This window comes from Pseudonocardia sp. D17, from assembly GCF_036984265.1.
Taxonomy (GTDB): Bacteria; Actinomycetota; Actinomycetes; order Mycobacteriales; family Pseudonocardiaceae; genus Pseudonocardia; species Pseudonocardia benzenivorans.
Window position 1 is genome coordinate 103,076 of the sequence record NZ_BPRG01000044.1, and the last position, 17,002, is coordinate 120,077.

The following is a 17,002-nucleotide window of genomic DNA, read 5'->3' on the forward strand; positions in this document are numbered from 1 at the left end:
TCAGGCCGACCGGCCGCGGCGGCGCCTGCGGCCGCCGGGGCGCGACTCGCCGTCGGAGCCACCCGCCCGCAGGGCGGTGGCCGCGAACCCGTGGTCGGAGCGCAGGCGGGCGAGGTCGACGTCGTCGGTCCAGAAGGCGGCGACCTCGTCGGCCGGGAAGTGCTCGGCCATGAGCTGCATCGCGATGTCGTGGCGGACGTACTCGACGGCCACCATCACGACGGCCGGGTTGTCGGAGAAGATGCCCCACGCGTCGTCGCCGACGAACCCGCCGATGACGCACTCGCGGCGGTCGGCGACGGCGACGAACAGCCGGCAGCCCAGGTTCTCCAGCACCACCGCGGGCGGCGAGAGCCGGTGGGAGTAGGTGTGCCCGGGGATCTCCTCGTCCTCGCCGTAGGTCAGCGTCGTGACGGCGACCCCGCGGGCGTCGGCCTCGCGGACCAGCTGCTCGAGGTCGACGTTCTCCTGCGGCCACGTCGACAGGAACAGGTCGTGCCGCGCCCCGGCCACGACGTCGCCCGCGCGTTCGAGCAGCGCGTCGCGGCCGGTGAGGTTGTGGATCAGGTGCACCCGCGACGGCGGGACGATCGCGGGCAGCGCGGCCCGCAGCGAGCCGAGTGTCGACTCGTAGCGCCGCCGCAGCCGGTCGAGCAGCGAGGCGGGCGGCAGCGGCAGGTAGGTGACGGTGTCGTCGTCGGTGCGGACCTCGTAGGTGGCGCCGCTCGCGGTGAGCTTGCCGAGCGTCTCGTAGACGGTGCTGCGTGGCACCCCGGAACGCTTCGCGACCTCGTAGCCGTTGAGCGGTTCCCCTGCCGCGACCAGCGCGAGGTACGCCTTCGCCTCGTACATCGACATCCCCAGCTCCTGGAGCTGGGCGACGACGCCGTCGGGTGCCGTCATCGGTCGGCCAGGTGCACGAGCGCGATCTTCGTGTCCAGCTTGCTGGGCAGGAACGCGCCCTGCACGCTGTGCCGCACGCGGGTGTCGACCTCGCCGCGGGCGGCGGCGCGGCCCGCGAGGCGGCCGAGGGTGAAGCCGCCAGAGATGCGGGTGCCGCCGAGTTCCGCGGTACCGCCGAGCCCGCCGAGGCAGTCCCCGGCCGCGTAGAGGCCGGGGATCGGCGCGCCGAACACGTCGATGACCTGCAACGACTGCGTGGCGCGGAAGCCGCCGGAGACGAAGTTGACGCCGACGACCATCGGGATCGCGGTGAACGGCGCGGTCGCGCAGGCACGCCGCCCGGGCGGCATGACGACGCGCCCGGTCAGCGGGTCGCGCGTCGCGTCGGTGGCGAGGAACGCGTTCCAGCCGGCGACGGTCGCCTCGAGCGCGGCGACGGGCACGCCGATCGTCGACGCCAGCTCCACGAGGGTCGGAGCCTGCACGGCCGGTTCGGGCATCTGCCCGATGAGCGTGGCCTTCTCCCGGGCGACGACGTCGTCGACGATGTACCAGCCGCGCCGGCCGGGCTGGCCGAGCAGGGCCTCGACGCGCTCCTCGTAGGGGCCCGCCTCGTCGTGGAAGCGCACGCCGGACTCGTTGACGGCGATGGCGTCCTCGACCAGCGACGACGAGACGATCACCAGCGGCGGCACGAAGGTCATGTTCACCAGGTCGCCGCCGACGGCCTGGCCCATCAGGTGCCCGTCGCCGCGGCACGTGTCGACACCGAGGTAGGGCCCGCGGGCGAGGAAGTTCGGCTGGTAGCGCTGCCGCAGCTCCGGGTTGGACTGGTAGCCGCCGGTCGCGAGCACGACACCGCCGCGCGCCGTGATCGACGTGGTGCCGTCGGGCCCGTCCACCAGGACGCCGGTGACCCGGCCGGCGTCGGTCAGCAGCCGCCGCGCCGTCGTCCCGAACAGGGTGCGGACGTTCGGCGACGCGAAGTCCGGCTCGAAGGCGCGGGCGAACATCCACGGGTCGACGACGGCCGCCATCCGGTCGACGGTGTGCTGCTTGGGCCGCGGGATGAACCGGCTGAACCGCACGCCGCGCGCGGTGAGGATGTCGTAGGTCTCGGCGCTCTCCCGCCCGAACAGCCGCACGAGGTCCTCGTCGACCACCATGCCGTAACCCTCGGCGGCCTCGGCGGTCATCCGCGCGGCGTCGGCGACGAACGTCTCGACGTCGTCGACGATGCCCTGCTCGGCCTGCATCGCGGAGTTCACGAACGTCAGGTAGCCGGTGGACCAGACGCAGTTGCCACCGATGTGGTCCATCGCCTCGACGGCGACGACGTCGACCCCGTCGGCGGCGGCCGCGGCGACGGCGGCCATCCCGGCGGGCCCGGTGCCGAGGACGACGACATCGCACTCGAGCGCGGAGCCGGTCGGCTCCGTACTCACGCCGTGACTCATGCCGTGCCCTCGATCCAGGCCATCAGCTCCGGCTTCACGGACTCGTCGACCAGCTCCAGCCAGGGCCCGCCGCCCGGCGCCCGCATGTAGGCGAAGCGGACGGGGTTCCCGGAGTCGTCGACGGCGTGCACGACCTGCGTGCCGCCGGCCGCCCGCAGCGCGGCGACCCGGCCGGGCAGGTCGGCCTCCCAGTAGCCGAGGTGGTCCAGGCGCGCGCCGCCGTGGGCGCCGCCGGACCAGATGCCCCCGCTCACGTCCTGGATCAGTTCGACGTAGGGCGGTCCGGGCCGCGAGTAGGCGGCGAGGAGCTCGACCTGCAGGATCTCCGGCGAGTCGTCGACCTGCACCTTCAGGTGGCGCGGACGGATCTCCGACCAGGTTCGGCCGGCCGTGGCCGACAGCGCGGCCATCGCCTTCTCGATGTCGTCGACGACGTAGCCGACGTGGTAGAGCTCCATGAGGAAGGCCTCTCAGTCGTTCGTCACGCCGAGCGACAGACCGCCGTCGATCGTCAGGATGCTGCCGGTGGCCCACTCGGCCTCGGCGAGGTAGAGAACGGCCTCCGCGACCTCCTCGGTGGTGCCGATGCGCCCGATCGCGTGTGCCGCCGCCAGACCCTTGAGCCGCTCCTGCGCCTGCTCCGGGGTGCCCAGACCCGCGCGCTCGTTGATCTCGGTGTAGACCCCGCCGGGGCGGATGCAGTTGATCCGGACGCCCTGCGGGCCCAGCTCGGCGGCGAGCACACCGGTCAGGGCCTCGAGCGCACCCTTGGTCGCGGCGTAGGGCGACGCGCCGGGGAACGCGCGCTGGGTGTGCACGGACCCGAACACGACGACCGAGCCGGAGCGCTCGCGCAGCGCGGGCATCGCGAGCCCGGTCAACTGCACCGGCCCGACGACGTTGGCATGGTAGAGATCGAGCATCTGCTGCTCGTCGAGCTCGTCGATCTTCCCGCGGTACATGTTGCCCGCGGCGTTGACCAACGTGTCCAGTCCGCCGCCGTGCTCGATCGCGGCGGCGAGCATGCGCTCGCGGTCGGCCGCGACCGTCACGTCCCCGGCGACGGCGATGCACCCGGCGCCGATGTCGTCGGCGACCTTGCGCACCTTGTCCTCGCGCCGCCCGCTGATCGTGACGCGGGCACCGCGGGCGGCGAACAGCCGCGCCACGCCCTCACCGATGCCGCTGCCCCCGCCGGTGACCAGCACCGACGTTCCGGCGACCTGCTTCACGAGACCTCCTGCGTCGGGTCGGGACCGTCGGCCCCGACCGAGTCGACCGACTTGGGGCGCGCCATCCGCGCGAGCGCGGCGACGGTGATGCCGCCGTCGACGGCGATGGTCTGCCCCGTGATGTAGGCCGCGGCCGGCGAGGCCAGGAAGATGACGGCGTCGGCGACCTGCTCGGCCGTCCCCAGCTCGCCGAGCGGGACCTGGCCCTGGCGCAGCCTGCGGATCTCCGCGTCGGCGTAGATCGCGTCGGACATGCCGGCGTTGATCAGGCCGGGCGCGACGCAGTTGACCCGCACCCCGCTGCCCGCCCACTCCAGCGCCATCTGCTCCGACAGCCGGATCACCGCGGCCTTCGTCGCGGTGTAGGCACCCCCGTTGGGGGCGGCCGCGATCCCGTTGATCGACGAGATGTTGACGACGGCGCCGCCCGCGTCGCCCATCCGGAGGGCTCCGTGGCGCGCGACGACGAACGTCCCGGTGAGGTTGACGTCGATGACGGCCTGCCAGTCCGCGACCGACAGCGTCGCGAGCGGGCCGAACCGCACCAGGCCGGCGTTGTTGACCACCAGCGACAGCGGGCCGTCGAGCGCGTCGAACCCCGCGACGACCGCGTCCTCGGAGGTCACGTCGACGCGCCGGGACGTGGCGAGGTCGCCGATCGACGAGGCGGTGGCCGCCGCGGCGGCGCCGTCGACGTCCCAGCAGGCGACGCGGTACCCGGCCTTGGCTGCGTGCCGGGCGATGACGGCACCGATGCCGCTGCCGGCGCCGGTGACGACGGCCGTGGCCACGGCGGAGTTCATGTTCTTCTCCTGGGGAGTGCGGGGGTGGGGAGCGGACCGGCGCTCACGGCGACACCGTGACCTGCCACGTGCACAGGTCCTCCGCCTCGTCCGGGGGCGTGACGGTCCATGCGCCGTGCGCGTGGGCGGCGATGCTGCGGATGCACCGCGCGCAGTAGCGGGGGCGTTCACCGGGGACACCGGGCACCTCGCCGTCGGCGACCTTCGCGACGTCGGGGTTGTCCCGCCAGTAGTGCCCCCCGCTGCCGCAGGCGTGCCGGAACGTCGTGACCTGGCCGACGGACGTGACCGTGCCGACCGATCCGTGCGCGCGCAGCAACGCGGCGATCTCGACGGGGTCGACCTGCGCGCCGGAGCCGACGAGGTCGTCGATGCCGACGGTCGTCTCCCCGATCAGCCGGGTGATCACGTCGTCCACCGCGTGCTCGCCGTCGGTGGCGTCGGCGGCGACGTCGATGAGCTGCACGATCAGCGCGACGAGCCGGTCGTGCAACCCGCGCCAGCGCGCGTGCTCGGCCTCGACCAGCGCCAGCACACGCGGGTCGACCGGTGGGTCGAGCGCACGCAGCTGGTCGGGGAGCTGCCGCAGGTGCAGCTCCTCGTGTTCCCCCGTCATCGCCCGTTCCCCCCTCGGATGTTCACCGTCAGCGCAGGTAGGAGCTCACCAGCTCGTCGGACGCGAGCAGCTCGTCGGAGGCCCGGGTGAGCTCGTTGCGACCGCCGCGCAGGATGTACGTCCGGTCGGAGACCCGCAACGCGGCGGCCTGCTGCTCGACGATCAGGAACGTCACGCCCTGCTCGCGCAGCTCGCGCACGACGTCGAACAGGTCGCGCACGACGCGCGGGGCCAGACCGAACGACAGCTCGTCGATCAGCAGCAGCCGAGGGTGGCTCATCAGCGCCCGGCCGAGGGCGAGCATCTGCTGCTGCCCGCCCGACAACGACGACGCCGACTGGTCGAGCCGGCCGGCGAGCTCCGGGAACAGCGACAGCACCCGGTCGCGGTCGGCCTTGGCGGCGGCGCCGTGGGCGCGGCGGGCGGCCAGCCCGAGGTCGAGGTTCTCCCCGACCGTGAGGGTCTGGAAGATGCCGCGGCCTTCGGGCAGCTGGCACAGCCCCAGGCCGGCGCGCTTGTTGGGCGGGAGCTTGCCGAGGTCCTTGCCGTCGAAGGTGATGCGGCCCGACCACAGCGGCAGCACCCCCGACAGCAGGCGCATCAGCGACGTCTTCCCGGTGCCGTTGGGACCGAGGACGGTGACGATCTCGCCCTCGTCGACGGTCAGCGACACCCCGTGCAGGACCTCCAGACCGCCGTAGCCGGTCCGGGCATCGTCAATCTCCAGCAGCAACGTCGGCTCCCAGGTAGGCCTCGACGACGACGGGGTCGCGCAGGACGTCCTTGGGCGGTCCGTTCTGGATGATCCGCCCGAAGTGCAGGACCGCGGCCGTGGGACACAGCCGGGTGATGAGCTCGAGGTCGTGCTCGATGATCATGACGGCAGCTTCCGGCCGCTGCCCCAGCCAGCCGTTGAGCCCGTCGACGAGACGGTCGACGTCCTCGGCGCCGAGACCGGCGGCGGGTTCGTCGAGCAGCAGCAGTGCGGGGTCGTTGAGCAGGCCCCGTGCCACCTCGATGATCTTCTGGCTGCCGATCGGGAACTGGTTCGCCGCCCGGTCCGGGTGCGCGCCGAGCCCGAAGATGCCCAGCAGCTCGCGGGCGCGGGCGCGCTGGTCCTTCTCGTCGCGGCGCGCGGCGGGGACGCCGAACAGCTCGGCGATGTGCCCGTGCCGGTGGTGGCGCCCACCGCCGACCATGACGTTCTCCACGGCCGACAGGTTCGGGATCAGCCGCGGGGTCTGGAAGGTGCGGGAGACGCCGAGGCGGGCGACCTTGTCGGGCCGCAGCCCGATGACGCTCTGCCCGCCGAGGCGCACGTCGCCGGCGTCGGGCCGGAGGTAGCCGGAGACGACGTTGAGGCATGTCGTCTTGCCGGCGCCGTTGGGTCCGATGAGCCCGGTGAACCCGGGGCGCACCGCGAGGTTCACGCCCTCCAGCACGGAGTTGCCGCCGAAGGACTTGCTGACGCCGTCGAACTCGACGACGACGTCGGCCTCCCGCGCCGGGGTGGCCGTGTCGCCCGCGTCGACCGTCTCGGTGGACATCACGCGTCCTCCTTCACAGAGGTCTCGGGCGCGGCGGTGCCCTCGGTGCCGGGGACGGGCGTCGCAGGCTTGCGCCGCAGCAGTGCCGTCCCGAACCGCGAGTCACGGATGGTCCGGAACAGCGAGGTGAGTCCGCCCGGCAGCAGCGCGATCACGACCATCAGCACGAGGCCGTAGGCGATGGCCTGCTGGTCGCCGAGGTCCTGGAAGAACTCGATGATGACGACGGCGAACGCCGCGCCGACCAGCGGGCCCCACAGCGACCCGGCGCCGCCGACGAAGACCATGACCAGCATCGGGACCAGCAGGTTCATGTGGAACATGGCCGGGAAGATGAACGTCTGCAACTGGGAGTACAGGGTGCCGGCGACCGCGGCGATGAAGCCGGACAGCCCGAACGCGACGAGCCGGTAACGCAGCACCGACACCCCGAGCGAGCCGGTGAGCGACCCGAGGTCGCGCACCGCCTGCAGGGTGCGACCGAAGCGGCCGAGCAGGGCGCGGCGGGTGAGGAAGAACGTCAGCGCCGCGACGACGAGGATCACGAAGTACGTCGACGCGCTGCCGGTGATGCCGGGCAGCGTCCACACGTCGACGTTCATGCCCGCGCCGCCGCCGGTGATGGGCCGGGCGAACACCAGCAGCTCGACGATCGCCATGCCGAGCGCGAGCGTCGCGATGGCGAGGAAGAAGCCCTTGAGCCGGACCGCCGGGAACCCGATGACCACCGCGAGCAGGGCGGCGGCAACACCGGCGAGCGGGATCGTGATCAGGAACGGGACCCCGTGCTGGACGGAGATCGCGCTCCCGTAGGCGCCGAGGGCGAACAGCGCGGCGTGCGCGAGGCCGATCTGCCCCGACCACCCGACGAGCAGGTTGAACCCGACGGTCGAGATCGCGTAGACGAGCGTCAGGCTGAGGACGAACACCAGGTAGGAGTTCGCGACGAACGGCACCGCGAAGAGCACCACCAGGACGACGATCGCCACGATGCCCTTGCGCAGGCCCGACCCGCGCCCGCCCTCGTCGGCGGCGCCGGCGTTGGCTCTGATCCCGGCCGCGACGGCGGCGGGCCCGGTGGTCGGGGCGCTCGCGAGCACCTCGGTCGAGTCAGACATCGCGCAACCTCACTCCCTTGGTGAACCCGTCGGGACGCAGGACCAGGACCAGGAACACGACCAGCAGCGCGACGGAGAACTGCGCCGCGGTCGACAGGTAGGCGCCGACGAACTGCTGGATGACACCCAGGATCAGGCCGCCGACGAACGTGCCGATCAGCGACGTGAAGCCGCCCATCGTGGCGGCGACGAAGCCGTAGATGATCAGCGACGTCGGCGTGATCGTCGAGACCAGCGACGACTGCGCCTGCAGCATCACGGTGACCGCGGCGATGAGCCCGCCGATGCCCCACGCGATGGCCGAGAGCCGGCCGGCGCTGACCCCGATCAGCCGTGCAGTCGCCCGGTTCTCGGCGACGGCGCGCATCTGCGCTCCCGTCGACGACCGGAAGAACATGGTGATCGCGACGGCGCCGACGAGCCCGACGACGATCGACACGATCTGCGAGACGCCGACGGACACGCCACCGCCGACGCTCACCGACACACCCGACCAGGGTGCGGGGAAGCTGCGGGGGTCGTGCCCCCAGATCAGGCCGACGACCGCGTTGAGCGCGAGCGAGAGGCCGATCGTCATGAGCAGCAGCGGGAAGTGCCCGTACTTGGACAGCCGGCGCATGAGCGCGGCGTCGATGAGCACCCCGAGTGCGATGCCGACGACGAGTGTCGCCAGCACGGTGATCCAGAACGGCAGGCCTGCCGCGGCGAGCGAGATGCCGACGTAGGTCGCGACGAGCCCCATCTCCGCCATCGCGAAGTTAGGGACGTCGGCGGCCTTCATGACGACGACGATGGCCAGGCCGAGCAGGGCGAACCAGCTTCCGGACTCCAGCCCGCTGACGATGGTCTGCAGCACGTTTCTCTCCTTCCTGCTCGGCCCGGCCCGTCGGGACCGGGGTCATTTCCCGGGGTGGTGCGGATCAGATGGGGGCCATGAACTCCTGCTCGACGACCCACTTACCACCGGTGTACTTCGCGATACCGGCCTGCCTGGCGCAGGTGTGTCCGTCGGGCAGCGGTCCGCACTCGATGTCCGGGATCGACCCGAGCTTGATCGGCTCGGACTTCAGACCCTCGGCGGTCTTCTGGAAGTTCGCGTAGGAGACGTCGTCACCCATGCGCTTGACCAGCTCGGCGAACGCCTGGACGAAGCTGTAGGTCTGCAGCGAGAAGCCGCTCTCGGCCTGCGGCTTGCCGCTCTTCTTCGCCAGCTCGCGCCAGTGCTCGACGGCGGGGTTGTTCGTGGAGACGGTGTCGGCCTGCATGCCGCCGAGGAAACCTTCGGCCGCCTCGCCCGCCGGGCCGACGGTCGACGGACCGCCGGTGCCGCCGGCGCCCTGGTCGGCGAAGACCATGCCGGTGAAGCCCTGCGCCCGCAGTTGCTTGAGGATCAGCGCGGTCGAGGTGTTGTCCTCGGCGAGCAGCACGGCGTCGGGCTGGGCCGCGACGACCTTGTTGACCGCGGAGCTGACCTCGGTGCTGCCGGTGGCCGTGGTCTCGTCGGCGACGACCTGCATGTCCGGGTGCTTGGGCATCTGCGCGTCGAGCGCCTGCTTGGCCGAGACACCGAGGTCGTTGTCCTGCTTGATGACCGCGAGGCGCTTGGCGCCCTTCTTGGCGAAGTAGTCGATCGCGACCGCGTCCTGGGCCGCGCGGGTGGCGCTGAGCAGGTAGACCTCGGCCTGCTTCGGGTCGGCCGGGGAGATCGGGCCCCACATCGGCGTCTTGTTCTCAGCGAGGAACTGCCAGGTCCCGGGCAGGCCCTGCGAGCCCGCGGGGGCGACGATCGCGTAGACCTTCTCCTGCGAGACCAGGCGCCGGACGTTGGTGACGACGCGGTCGGGAGTGAAGCCGTCGTCGAGGATGATCGCGTTGACCTTGCGACCGCCGATGCCGCCGCCTGCGTTGATCTCGTCGACCGCGATCTGGATGCCGGCCTGCAGGCCCTGGCCGGAGACGGCCGCGGTGCCGGTGATGGGGAGCGTCGCGCCGATCGTGATCTGGTCGGCGGTGATGCCCGGTGGTGTCTCACCTCCCCCCGACCCGGAACTGCTGGAGACGTTTCCGCATGCCGTCGCGAGCAGCGCGGTGACGGCCGCTGCCGCGAACAGGAGAGGCTTGCGCATCATCGGGGATCCTCCGCTGGGGTGACGCGCGGACGTGTGACGGCCGCAACTCCGGCGAAATGTAAGGGTCACACGAAGCGTCGTCAACTGCCTAACGACGTTCTAGTAGGTCACGATTTACGCACGGGCTCCGGAACGCCGTCGGCAAGGCCGCCGGCGACGGCACGCGGCCACGGGCCCACCGCCGAACGGTCCAATGTGGCTACGCCCGGACGGCCGATCAGCGCCAGTGTGCGGTCGATCTCGTCGCGCAGGATGGCGAGCATCCGCTCGACGCCCGCGGTGCCGCCGGCCGCCAGCCCGTAGACCCACGGACGGCCGAGCAGGCACGCCCGCGCACCGAGCGCGAGCGCCTTCACGACGTCGCCGCCGCGGCGGACGCCGCCGTCGAGCAGCACGTCGACGTCGGCCGGGACCGCGTCGACGACCTCCGGCAGCACGTCCAGGGCGGCCGGGACGGAGTCACCCTGCCGGCCGCCGTGGTTGGACACCGCGACCGCGCGGCACCCGACGTCGACGGCCCGCTTGGCGTCCTCGCCGGTCATCACGCCCTTGAGGACGACGGGCCCGCCCCAGCGCTCGACCATCCACTCGAGGTCGCGCCAGGTGTGCGCCGGGTTGAGCAGCCCGTTGGTGTAGACGGCCAGGCCCGTCGTGCCCTTGGCCTCGGTCATGAGCCCGGTGAAGTTCGCGAACGTCGGCCTCGGGTGGGTCAGCAGCCCCGCGAGCCAGCCGGGATGGCGCAGCAGGTCCCAGCCCGTCCTGGGGTTGACCTGCGGCGGGACCGTGAGGCCGTTGCGCAGGTCCTTCTCCCTGGCCCCGACGACGGGCACGTCGACCGTGACGACCATCGCCTCGAACCCGCTGTCGCGGGCGCGGCCGATGATGTTCTCCACGGTGCCCCGGTCGCCCCACGGATAGAGCTGGAACCACTGCGGCGAGGCCACCGAGGCGGCGACGTCCTCGATCGACACGCTCGACCCCGAGCTGGTCACCGACACCGTGCCGAAGGCGTGCGCGGCGGCCGCCGAGGCCCGTTCACCCTCGTGGTCGACCATGCGCATGAGCCCGGTCGGCCCGAGGATCACCGGCAGCTCCAGCCGCCTGCCCAGCACCGTGACGTGCTGCGGGCGCTCGGAGACGTCGACGAGCACCCGCGGCCGGAACGACACCCGGTCGAACGCCGCCTCGTTCTCGGTGAGCGTCAGCTCGTCCTCGGCCCCGCCGTCGACGAAGTCGAACACCATGCGCGGCAACCGACGGCGCGCCGCCGCGCGCAGGTCGGCGACCGTCACCGCCGATGCGAGCCGGCCCCGCCGTCCACTCCCGACCACGTGGTCCCTCCTGGTTCTCGGCCGAGCACGACGGTGCCGGGCCACACGCGTCAGCGCGGGCCCGGAACCGTCGTGACCCGACGAACGACGCCTGCCCTCAGCCGCGCTGCAGCGTCGCGAAGAGGTCCGGGTCGCTGCGGATCAGTCGGCGGTAGTTCGCGATCCACATCTGCTCGCGGAACTTGTTCTTCAGGTACGCGCCGCGGTAGCTCTCGGCGATCTGACGGTCGAGCGGCTTGCCGCCGACGGCCATGGCCGCCAGCTGGTAGCCGGCGCACAGCTCCATGATCAGCGCCTCCATCGTGACCCGCTCCAGCGTGTCGCCGACGTGCAGCGACCCGTGGTGGCCCATGAGCAGCGCCTTCTTGCTCCCGAGCGCGGCGACCATGAGCTCGCCCTCCTCGGAGGGGACGAGGTTCGGGTCGTCGACCCACGGCACGACCTCGTCGAGCAGCAGCGAGGCGTAGTCGTAGTAGACCCCGTAGGGCTCACCCGTCGTGCTCAGCACCGACATGTTCTTCGCGTGGGTGTGGATCACGCAGTTCACGTCCGGCCGCGCCGAGTAGATCGAGGCGTGGAAGTTGATGCCGGGCGAGGCCGGCAGCGTGCCGGGCTCGATGACCTGGAGGTCGAAGCCGACCTTGCTGACGTGCTCGGGCAGCGTCTCGTCGAAGTACTGGAAGGGCGTGACGAGGAAGGCCTCCTCGCCGGGGACGCGCAGGCTGACGTGTCCGCCGACCTGGCTGTCCAGACCCTCGCGGTGCAGGATGCGCCGCGCCGCGGCGATCTGGAACCGCGGGTCGCTCTCGCTGATCACGGGCTGGGTGGTCGGCGCGCTGTCGGTGAGACTCATCGGCTCCTCCGGTTCCGGGGTGCCGCCACCGGCCCGGGCGGCACCGCCTGCCCGGAAGGCTAGCCCGCCGCGGCGGAGCGGCGCTAGGGTTCTAGTGACGCTTTCAGGGTCAGGAATCGACCTACGTACTCGGCCGCGACGCGGCGGCTCCCCCGGAGGACAGGACATGACCGGACGCATCGGTGTGCTCGGAGCCGGCGGCATGGGATCGGCCTACGCCGCCCACCTCGCACGGGCCGGGGCGGACGTCGTCCTGATCGGCCGCGGCAGCGCGCACATCCGGGCCTTGCAGACTGCTCCGCTGCAGGTCGACCCGCCCGAGGGTGAGCCGTGGCGGGTCGACGTCCCGGTCGCGGTGCACGCGGCCGACGTCGCCCCGGGCTCGCTCGACGTGCTGCTCCTGCTCACCAAGGCCTACGACCTCGGCGAGGCCGCCGCCACGGCGGGGCACGTGCTCGCCGCGGACGGCGTCGCCGTCCCGCTGCAGAACGGGCTGGGCACCGACGCGCTGGTCGCGGACGTGTTCGGCGAGGAGCGCACCCTCGTCGGGACCACGACGGTGGGCGCCGCGCTGGCCGAACCGGGCCGGATCACGGTCTCGGCGTCGACGGCCGCGGGCGCCTCGCGCACCGACCTCGGCCGCATGGGGCGGGGTCGCGCACCCCTGGAACGCGGTGCCGCGGTCGCCGCTGCGCTGGGCGCCGCCGGCCTGTCGGCCGAGGCGGTTCCACAGGTCGACACGCTGATCTGGAACAAGCTCGCGCTCGCATCCATGAGCCCGGTGAGCGCGGTCCCCCGGGTCACCGTCGCGACCGTGTGGAACAGCGCCGAGGGCCGCGACGTCGTCCAGACGATGGCCGCGGAGGTCGTCGCCGTGGCCCACGCCGAGGGCGTCGCGCTCGACCGCGACGAGGCGCTCGCGCACGCCCGCACCGTCTGGGCGGGCACCGGCGAGCACTACACCTCGATGTGCACCGACGTCCGCAACGGGCGGCGCACCGAGCTCTCGAGCATGGCCGCCGCGGTCGCGCGGCTCGCCGGCACCCACGGCGTGCCGGTACCGGTGCACACGACCGTGCTGGGCCTGCTGGCGCTCGCCGGGGTCCGGTGAGCCCGGTGACGTGCAGCACGCGTCGTCTCGTGGCTAGCGACTATCCGAGGAGCGCCCGATGATCTCCCTCGCGGCCGGCACGGTACTCGACGCCGGACCCGCGGCGACGCTCGACGCCGCCGCGGCGGCCGGGTACGACGCCGCGGGGCTGCGGCTGGCGGCCGACACCGACCGGGCCACCGCGACGCGGCTGCGTCGCAGGGCCGCCGACCAGGGCCTGGTGCTGCTCGACCTGGAGGTCGTGCGGCTCGGGCCCGACCGTGACCTCGACGAGGCGCTGCGCCTGCTCGACCTCGCCGTCGAGCTCGGCGCCCGGTACCTGTTGACGGTCAGCGGGCACCCCGAACGCGCCGCCACGCTCGACCAGCTGGCGACGCTGGTGGGCGCCGCCCACACGACCCCGGTCCGGGTCGCAGTGGAGTTCATGCGGTTCACCCGGATCCCGACGCTGGCCGACGCGGTCGGGCTCCTCGACGAACTCGACGCCGACCCCGCCGACGCCGCCGTCCTGGTCGACGCGCTGCACCTGCAGCGCAGCGGGGGTTCTCCCGCCGACCTCGCCGCGGTCCCCGGGACCAGGATCGGCTATGTCCAGGTGTGCGACGGTCCCGCCACCGGCCCGGCCGACCTCGACGCCGTCGCCGACGAGGCCCGCCATCACCGGCTCGCCCCGGGCGAGGGCGAGCTGCCGTTGCGGGACCTGCTCGCGCGCCTGCCCGCGGACCTGCCGGTCTCGGTGGAGGTGCAGTCCGACCGGCTCGCTGCCGAGCTCGACCCGGCGGACCGCGCCCGCCGCCTGCTGGAGGCGACACAGCGCGTCCTCGTCACCGATCCCGCCACCACCGTCCTCGGACAGGAGTAGCCGTGCGCGCCGCCGTCACCACCGGCCCTCGCGACATCCGCGTCGAGACCGTCGCCGAGCCCGACCCCGGCCCCGGTGACGCCGTCGTCGACGTCGGCACCGTCGGGCTGTGCGGTACCGATCTGCACATGTACCTGGGGGAACGACACGACACCGGGTTCCCGCTGCGGCAGGGGCACGAGGTCGGCGGCACGCTCACCTCGCTCCCCCGCGGCTACGACGGCCCGCTGCAGGTCGGGGACACGGTCACGATCAACCCGGCCATCCCGTGCGGGCGCTGCCGGCCCTGCACCCGCGGGCGGTGGCCGGCGTGCACGTCGTTCCGCGCGCTGGGCGTCGCGCTGCCGGGCGGGCTGGCCGAGCAGGTCGTCGCGCCCGTCGGGCAGCTCTTCGGCGCACCCGGGCTGACCCCGACCGAGGCCGCCCTCGTCGAGCCGTTCTCGATCGCGGCGATGGCGGTCGCGCGCGCCGAGCTGCGTGGCGACGAGCGGATCGCGATCGTCGGCGCTGGCCCCATCGGCCTGGCCGTCACGGTGTGCGCGGCCGCCGCGGGGCACGAGATCCTCGTCAGCGACCCGGTCGCCGGGCGTCGGGCGCTCGCCGCCGAGCTGGGCGCCGCCCGCGTCGTCGACCCGCTCGCCGAGCCCGGTGCCGTCGCCGACTGGTCGCACGGCGAGGGTGCCGACGTCGCGTTCGAGGCCTCGGGAACCCGCCCCGGGCTCGAGTCCGCGCTGGGCGCGGTCGGCAACGGCGGCCGGCTCGTCGTGGTCGGTGTCGCGGCCCACGACCTCGTGGTGCCCGTGCCCAAGGTGCTGTTCGAGGGTGTCACGATCGTCGGCGCCCGGGCGGGCCTGTTCCCTGAGGCGCTCGCGGTGGTCGGCGCGCAGCGCGAGGCCGTGGCGCGCTTCGTCAGCGCCACCTACCCCCTCGACGACGTCGCCGCCGCCTTCGACCACGCCATCACCGGCGCCGCCGAGATCGTGAAGGTGTTGGTCACTCCGTGACCCGTGAGGGCCTGCGCGCCGTGGGACGGGAGGAGCGCATCCCGGGTCAGGTGGTGAGGGGCCGCAGGCCGAGCTGCGCGACGGCCGCGAGGCCGGCGGCGTAGGCCATCGTCGAGCCCGGACCGAGCGTCGCGCCGGCGCCCGGGTAGCCCGGTCCCATCGGGTGCGCGGTGGTGTTGCCCGCGGCGTAGAGACCGGGGACCGGGTCGCCGAACGTGTCGAGGGCACGCCCCTCGCCGTCGGTGACGATGCCGCCCTTGGTGCCGATGACGCCGGAGACGACCTCGACGGCGTAGAACGGCGGCGTCTCGACCGGGCCGAGCGCCGGGTGCGGCGCGTGCTGGTCGCCCCAGTACCGGTCGTAGGCGCTGGCACCCCGGTTGAAGTCGGGGTCGACGCCGTTGCGGGCGTGTTCGTTGAACCGGTCGAGGGTCTCGGTGAGCCCGGCGGGGTCGATCTCCAGCAGGGCGGCGAGCTCGGCGACGGTGGGTGCGGTGCGGATCCACGACGGCGTCGGCAGCCCGGCCCGGTGGGACAGGAACCCGTACTCGCGCAGGTGCCGCTCGTCGAAGATCAGATAGGCGGGCAGGTTCGCGAAGTCGTAGGCGCCCGGGTCGAACAGGTGGAACGCCTTGGTCATGTCGTTGTAGTTGTGCGCCTCGTTGACGAACCGGCGCCCGTTGCGGTTGACGATCACGGTGTGCGGGCCGGTGCGCTCGAACCGCAGCAGCGTGCCGGTCTGGGCGCCGTCGGTCTCGTCGCCGGGGACGAGGACCATCGGGCCCCACCACGCCTCGCGCATCGAGCCGAGCCCGACGCCCGCCTTCGCGGCCATCCGGATGCCGTCGCCGGTGTTGTGCGGCGGGCTGCAGCTGCCGTGCACGGGGCCGGACAGAAAGTTGTCGACCATCTCGGGCGACCACTCGAACCCGCCGCACGCGAGCACGACGGCCCGCGCGGGGACCCGGTCCCCCGCGGCGGTGACGACCCCGGCGACGGCCTCGTCCTCGACGACCAGCCGCTGGGCGGCGCAACCCGTCACGAGGGTGACGCCCGCGTCGGAGCAGGCGGCGACGAGGGGGGCGACCAGCGCGCGGCCCCGCGCGACGAGGCCGGCGGCGGCGCGGCGTTCGAGCATCTCCGTCGGGAAGCGGGTGAAGATGCGCCACTCCTCGTACTCGCGCATCGTGAACGGCAGCCGCAGGTCCGGGCGCAGGCTCCCGGCCAGCTCGCCCATCTGTGTGATGTCGTAGAGCTCCGGGTCGAGCGAGCGGCCGCCGGGGTGGGCGCCGTCCCACTCGGGGTGGTAGTCGGGGAAGTTGTCCATCGGCGCCATCCGCAGCCCGGCGCGGCGTTCGAGGAAGTCGAGCATCTCGGGCCCGCGGTCGACGAGCGCGGCGAGCACGTCGTCGGCGGTGCGGCCGGCGGTGACGGCGCGCAGGTAACGCAGCGCGTCCTCGCGGTCGTCGGTCAGCCCCAGTGCCGCCATCCGGGTGTTCATCGGGATCCAGAACATCCCGCCGGACACCGCGGAGGTGCCGCCGAGGTAGGGCGCCTTCTCCAGGACGGCCACCCGGGCGCCGGCGTCGGCCGCGACGAGCGCCGCCGTCAGCCCGATCGCGCCGGCCCCCACGACCACCATGTCGTGCTCCCTGGCGAGATCGCCGGTCCAGACGCGCACGAGCCCGCACCTCCTCCTGCTCGGGCCGCGGACCTGCCGCAGCAGCTGATGACGTTCCGGCCCGGGACCCGCTCGACCCGTGCCGGGCTCAGTCCCGCACGGTGATCGCGTTCTCCGGGCACGCCGAGGCGCCTTCGCGGGCGTCCTCCTCCGCACCGTCTGGGACGGTCACGTCGGCGAGGACGAACCCGTCGTCGTCGAGGTGGTAGACGTCCGGGGACGTTGCGGCGCACTGCCCGTGGCCGGCACACGCGGCCAGGTCGATGTCGACACGCACGGCGTGCCCCTCTCCTAGACGAGTAAGTCCGAACCCGGTCAGTGGTCGTAGGCGATCAAGGATCGGGTGATGGGCTGT

At 73.0% G+C, this 17,002-nt stretch carries 18 protein-coding genes; 3 read left to right on the forward strand and 15 right to left on the reverse strand.

From position 1 onward, the window contains the following. From PSD17_RS08600 to PSD17_RS08660, 13 genes are all read right to left on the reverse strand, one after another. Complete coding sequence (locus tag PSD17_RS08600) at nucleotides 1–903, reverse strand: TrmB family transcriptional regulator (protein WP_339122334.1); 903 nt, start codon at nucleotides 901–903, stop codon at nucleotides 1–3. Beyond that, nucleotides 900–2,348, reverse strand: coding sequence for an FAD-dependent oxidoreductase (locus PSD17_RS08605; protein WP_041759610.1), 1,449 nt, complete (start codon nucleotides 2,346–2,348; stop codon nucleotides 900–902). The genes PSD17_RS08600 and PSD17_RS08605 overlap by 4 nt, the downstream gene beginning before the upstream one ends. An 8-nt stretch (nucleotides 2,349–2,356) precedes the next feature. Further along, nucleotides 2,357–2,818 carry a VOC family protein gene (locus PSD17_RS08610; RefSeq protein WP_013674734.1) on the reverse strand — a complete coding sequence of 154 codons (462 nt, stop codon included), beginning with the start codon at nucleotides 2,816–2,818 and terminating at the stop codon, nucleotides 2,357–2,359. Nucleotides 2,819–2,830: 12 nt separating this feature from the next. After that, entirely contained in the window at nucleotides 2,831–3,592 is a 762-nt protein-coding gene (locus PSD17_RS08615) for an SDR family NAD(P)-dependent oxidoreductase (protein ID WP_339122335.1), read from the reverse strand. Further along, entirely contained in the window at nucleotides 3,589–4,395 is an 807-nt protein-coding gene (locus PSD17_RS08620) for an SDR family NAD(P)-dependent oxidoreductase (RefSeq protein ID WP_234027832.1), read from the reverse strand. Before PSD17_RS08620 ends, PSD17_RS08615 begins: the two co-directional genes overlap by 4 nt. 43 nt (nucleotides 4,396–4,438) lie before the next feature. Beyond that, entirely contained in the window at nucleotides 4,439–5,011 is a 573-nt protein-coding gene (locus PSD17_RS08625) for a hypothetical protein (protein ID WP_339122336.1), read from the reverse strand. A 28-nt stretch (nucleotides 5,012–5,039) separates the two neighbouring features. Then, nucleotides 5,040–5,744 (reverse strand): ABC transporter ATP-binding protein, encoded by a 705-nt coding sequence (locus tag PSD17_RS08630; protein WP_103381311.1) that lies wholly within the window; start codon nucleotides 5,742–5,744, stop codon nucleotides 5,040–5,042. Next, nucleotides 5,728–6,558: an ABC transporter ATP-binding protein gene (locus PSD17_RS08635; RefSeq protein WP_103381312.1), complete on the reverse strand. Its 831-nt coding sequence runs from the start codon at nucleotides 6,556–6,558 to the stop codon at nucleotides 5,728–5,730. Before PSD17_RS08635 ends, PSD17_RS08630 begins: the two co-directional genes overlap by 17 nt. Continuing rightward, nucleotides 6,558–7,676, reverse strand: a complete 1,119-nt coding sequence (locus PSD17_RS08640; RefSeq protein ID WP_339122337.1) for a branched-chain amino acid ABC transporter permease — start codon at nucleotides 7,674–7,676, stop codon at nucleotides 6,558–6,560. The genes PSD17_RS08635 and PSD17_RS08640 overlap by 1 nt, the downstream gene beginning before the upstream one ends. Continuing rightward, nucleotides 7,669–8,532, reverse strand: a complete 864-nt coding sequence (locus PSD17_RS08645; protein WP_339122338.1) for a branched-chain amino acid ABC transporter permease — start codon at nucleotides 8,530–8,532, stop codon at nucleotides 7,669–7,671. Before PSD17_RS08645 ends, PSD17_RS08640 begins: the two co-directional genes overlap by 8 nt. A gap of 64 nt (nucleotides 8,533–8,596) precedes the next feature. Next, entirely contained in the window at nucleotides 8,597–9,805 is a 1,209-nt protein-coding gene (locus PSD17_RS08650; protein ID WP_103381315.1) for an ABC transporter substrate-binding protein, read from the reverse strand. 107 nt (nucleotides 9,806–9,912) lie between these two features. Beyond that, entirely contained in the window at nucleotides 9,913–11,136 is a 1,224-nt protein-coding gene (locus PSD17_RS08655) for an alpha-hydroxy acid oxidase (protein WP_339122339.1), read from the reverse strand. A gap of 97 nt (nucleotides 11,137–11,233) precedes the next feature. Further along, the gene (locus tag PSD17_RS08660) at nucleotides 11,234–11,989 is read right to left on the reverse strand and encodes a class II aldolase/adducin family protein (protein ID WP_013674724.1); all 756 of its coding nucleotides are present in this window, start codon (nucleotides 11,987–11,989) and stop codon (nucleotides 11,234–11,236) included. A 166-nt stretch (nucleotides 11,990–12,155) separates the two neighbouring features. Here PSD17_RS08660 and PSD17_RS08665 point away from each other — a divergent pair, with 166 nt between their 5' ends. The 3 genes from PSD17_RS08665 to PSD17_RS08675 are packed head-to-tail and all read left to right on the forward strand — an operon-like array spanning nucleotide 12,156 to nucleotide 14,966. Beyond that, nucleotides 12,156–13,100, forward strand: coding sequence for a ketopantoate reductase family protein (locus tag PSD17_RS08665; protein ID WP_013674723.1), 945 nt, complete (start codon nucleotides 12,156–12,158; stop codon nucleotides 13,098–13,100). 58 nt (nucleotides 13,101–13,158) lie between these two features. Then, nucleotides 13,159–13,962 carry a sugar phosphate isomerase/epimerase family protein gene (locus tag PSD17_RS08670; protein ID WP_013674722.1) on the forward strand — a complete coding sequence of 268 codons (804 nt, stop codon included), beginning with the start codon at nucleotides 13,159–13,161 and terminating at the stop codon, nucleotides 13,960–13,962. A gap of 2 nt (nucleotides 13,963–13,964) precedes the next feature. Continuing rightward, nucleotides 13,965–14,966, forward strand: a complete 1,002-nt coding sequence (locus PSD17_RS08675) for a zinc-dependent alcohol dehydrogenase (protein ID WP_339122340.1) — start codon at nucleotides 13,965–13,967, stop codon at nucleotides 14,964–14,966. A gap of 46 nt (nucleotides 14,967–15,012) precedes the next feature. Here the strand turns inward: PSD17_RS08675 and PSD17_RS08680 are convergent, their stop codons facing one another. Next, entirely contained in the window at nucleotides 15,013–16,647 is a 1,635-nt protein-coding gene (locus PSD17_RS08680) for an FAD-dependent oxidoreductase (protein ID WP_339122341.1), read from the reverse strand. A gap of 88 nt (nucleotides 16,648–16,735) precedes the next feature. After that, nucleotides 16,736–16,924 (reverse strand): ferredoxin, encoded by a 189-nt coding sequence (locus PSD17_RS08685; RefSeq protein ID WP_013674719.1) that lies wholly within the window; start codon nucleotides 16,922–16,924, stop codon nucleotides 16,736–16,738. Nucleotides 16,925–17,002: the final 78 nt, after the last annotated feature.

Coding starts and splice junctions, on each gene's coding strand:
- PSD17_RS08600 (WP_339122334.1), bottom strand. CDS start 903: ATGACGGCACCCGACGGCGTCGTCGCCCAGCTCCAGGAGCTGGGGATG.
- PSD17_RS08610 (WP_013674734.1), bottom strand. CDS start 2,818: ATGGAGCTCTACCACGTCGGCTACGTCGTCGACGACATCGAGAAGGCG.
- PSD17_RS08620 (WP_234027832.1), bottom strand. CDS start 4,395: ATGAACTCCGCCGTGGCCACGGCCGTCGTCACCGGCGCCGGCAGCGGC.
- PSD17_RS08625 (WP_339122336.1), bottom strand. CDS start 5,011: ATGACGGGGGAACACGAGGAGCTGCACCTGCGGCAGCTCCCCGACCAG.
- PSD17_RS08635 (WP_103381312.1), bottom strand. CDS start 6,558: ATGTCCACCGAGACGGTCGACGCGGGCGACACGGCCACCCCGGCGCGG.
- PSD17_RS08640 (WP_339122337.1), bottom strand. CDS start 7,676: ATGTCTGACTCGACCGAGGTGCTCGCGAGCGCCCCGACCACCGGGCCC.
- PSD17_RS08650 (WP_103381315.1), bottom strand. CDS start 9,805: ATGATGCGCAAGCCTCTCCTGTTCGCGGCAGCGGCCGTCACCGCGCTG.
- PSD17_RS08660 (WP_013674724.1), bottom strand. CDS start 11,989: ATGAGTCTCACCGACAGCGCGCCGACCACCCAGCCCGTGATCAGCGAG.
- PSD17_RS08665 (WP_013674723.1), top strand. CDS start 12,156: ATGACCGGACGCATCGGTGTGCTCGGAGCCGGCGGCATGGGATCGGCC.
- PSD17_RS08670 (WP_013674722.1), top strand. CDS start 13,159: ATGATCTCCCTCGCGGCCGGCACGGTACTCGACGCCGGACCCGCGGCG.